Origin of the sequence: Streptomyces sp. NPDC091371, assembly GCF_040684275.1 — a bacterium.
Classification (GTDB): domain Bacteria; phylum Actinomycetota; class Actinomycetes; order Streptomycetales; family Streptomycetaceae; genus Streptomyces.
Map to the genome: position 1 here is coordinate 1 of NZ_JBFBFP010000114.1, position 1515 is coordinate 1515.

Annotated in this window: 3 protein-coding genes; 1 reads left to right on the plus strand and 2 read right to left on the minus strand. The window is 72.4% G+C overall.

Translation table 11 applies throughout. From position 1 onward, the window contains the following. Together AB0O21_RS40420 and AB0O21_RS40425 are read right to left on the minus strand one after the other, a co-directional pair. Positions 1 to 499: DUF4232 domain-containing protein (locus tag AB0O21_RS40420; RefSeq protein WP_365181012.1), on the minus strand; the 499-nt coding region annotated here is incomplete at its 3' end. Beyond that, positions 492 to 1016 carry a SigE family RNA polymerase sigma factor gene (locus tag AB0O21_RS40425; protein WP_365181015.1) on the minus strand — a complete coding sequence of 175 codons (525 nt, stop codon included), beginning with the start codon at positions 1014 to 1016 and terminating at the stop codon, positions 492 to 494. The genes AB0O21_RS40420 and AB0O21_RS40425, both read right to left, overlap by 8 nt. 111 nt (positions 1017 to 1127) lie before the next feature. Between AB0O21_RS40425 and AB0O21_RS40430 the strand changes: the two genes are divergently transcribed. Beyond that, a partial coding sequence (locus AB0O21_RS40430) for a DUF4232 domain-containing protein (RefSeq protein ID WP_365181017.1) occupies positions 1128 to 1515 on the plus strand: 388 nt, incomplete at its 3' end.

Here is a 1515-nt window from a genome sequence, read left to right on the forward strand (position 1 = left end):
GGTACGGGTACTGGTAGACCTTGCACTTCTTCTTCCCGGTGTTGGTGACCGTGATCAGAAGGTGCCTGATGGACTTGCCCTCCCCGTCCTCGCTCGTGACCGAGAACGCCAGGTCGCCCACGGCACACGCGGCAACGGTGTCGGGCGCGGTGGCGGGCGCGGTGGCGGAGGGCGTACTGGGGGCGGGCGCACTGGCCGACGGTGCAGTGGTCGAGGGCGCAGTGGCCGACGGCGCACTGGTCGAGGGGGCGATGGGGGAGGGCGCAGTGGGGGAGACGGCGGGCGGGGCCGGCGGCCGAGGGGAATCCGGGTCGCCGAAGAGCGCGGTCAGGCCCAGCACGAGGGACGCGGCCGCCACGGCGGTGCCGCCCGCGAGGGCGGCGTGCCGGCGGCGCCGACGGGAGGCGGCCCGGCGGCGGACCTCCGCGCCCGTCGTGGGGGCGGGCCTGCCGGCGCTGTCGGCCAGCTCGCGCAGGGCGGAGGAGAGGTTGTCAGCCACGGTCGTCCTCCTTGGTCTCGCCACTCCCGCCCGCTACGCCGACCTCGGTGGCCGGCAGCAGCTTCGCGAGGGCTGCCCGGCCGCGCGCAAGGCGGGCTTTGACCGTACCGGTCGGGGCGCCGGTCTCGGAGGCTACCTGCTCCACGCTGAGGTCACACAGGTGGTGCAGCACGATCGCCAGGCGCTGGGGCTCCGGGAGCTGTCGCAGCGCCGCGACGAGGGCCACGTGCTCGGGGCCGGGGCCCGGGACGTGATCGGGCGGCGGGGTGCGGCGCACGAGCTCCAGCCAACGCCGCGCCCGTCGCCAGTTGCTGACCGCGAGACGCATCGCGACGGTGCGGATCCAGGCTTCCGGGGCCTCGGTGGCCAGGAAGTCGCGCCGCCGGTCCCAGGCCCGTACGAAAGCCTCCTGGACAACGTCCTGGGCCTGCCCGTGGTCACCGGTGAAGGAGTACACCTGGCCGACGATCCGCGGGAACGCCGACGCGTAGAACGCGTCGAACTCGTCCTCCGTCATGCCGCCCCCATCGATGCCAGAACTTTTTCGACCCGCATGCAACCTGATGACGTCTGGCATGCGTACAGGTCGTGTAGTTCGAAGCACACCACACAGGGGGCTCTGTTGACCATGGGAAACGACGTAATCAGGAAGGCGGCGGCCGCGGCCGCTCTCGGCGCGCTGCTGCTCGCGTCCACAGCCTGCGGGCCGAACGGGGGCGATGGACCGGGCGACCCCAAGCCTTCGGACCGGCCGAGCGCGACGGGCTCGCCGCAGGCGAGTGCGACGAGCTCGCCGAAAGCGAGTGCGACGGCTTCGGCGAAGCCGGGCGGCGGTTCGGGCAGCCCGGGCGGCGGGGCCGGCAACGGCGGCGGTGCCACCGTTGCCGCGTGTGCCGTTGAGGACCTGGCGTTCTCGGTCACGAGCGAGGACGGGGAGGGCAAGTCCATCAGGCACCTTCTGATCACGGTCACGAACACCGGGAAGAAGAAGTGCAAGGTGTACCAGTACCCGTACT

Coding starts and splice junctions, on each gene's coding strand:
- AB0O21_RS40425 (WP_365181015.1), bottom strand. CDS start 1,016: ATGACGGAGGACGAGTTCGACGCGTTCTACGCGTCGGCGTTCCCGCGG.